This is a genomic window from Mesorhizobium sp. M4B.F.Ca.ET.089.01.1.1 (genome assembly GCF_004022605.1).
GTDB classification, from domain to species: domain Bacteria; phylum Pseudomonadota; class Alphaproteobacteria; order Rhizobiales; family Rhizobiaceae; genus Mesorhizobium; species Mesorhizobium abyssinicae.
This window is the reverse complement of record NZ_RZOS01001303.1, coordinates 1-520: the sequence shown is the minus strand read 5'-3', so window position 1 is coordinate 520 and position 520 is coordinate 1. Positions and strand designations below refer to the sequence as shown.

Sequence of the window (520 nt, the reverse complement as noted above, 5' to 3'; positions counted from 1 at the left end):
GGGGCAAGCCGAGCCAGCGGGCAACGATAAGCTTCTGCTGGTTGCCGCCGGACAACGACGCCGGCAGATCCCAGATCGAAACGGCCTTCAGTTTCAGTGCCGAGACGAGATCAAGGCATTCCTGCCTTTCGGCCGCGCCAACGATCTGCCGCCCTTCGCGAACCCTGCGGGCGGCAAGCACGTTGTCGACGATCGGAAGCTGCGAGAGTATCCCCTTCATCGTCCTGTCGCCCGAGATGAATCCGACGCCGGCGCGCGCCGCCTGCGACGGCGATGAAAAGCTTCCTTTGAAACCTTCGCCGGAGACGTGCCAGCCAGCACCCCTGCCGGCACCGACCAGAGGATTGATCAGCCCGGTCGGACCCGCTGGTGCGCCGGCAAGGCCTAGTATGGTGCCGGGCCAGATTTCCATCCTGGCATCGTCCGGGCCCAAGAACTCTACTGGGCTGCCTTGGCGAACCTCCTTCTTCGACTTCAGCCGTCCTGCCACATCGTGCGCCGGCTGCCCCATCTGCTGGAC

The 520-nt window shown here is 64.6% G+C and carries 1 pseudogene; it reads right to left on the bottom strand.

Annotated features, from left to right (window positions below):
* Positions 1–412: pseudogene (locus EN780_RS37275) on the bottom strand (ABC transporter ATP-binding protein); the annotation flags it as partial.
* Positions 413–520: the final 108 nt, after the last annotated feature.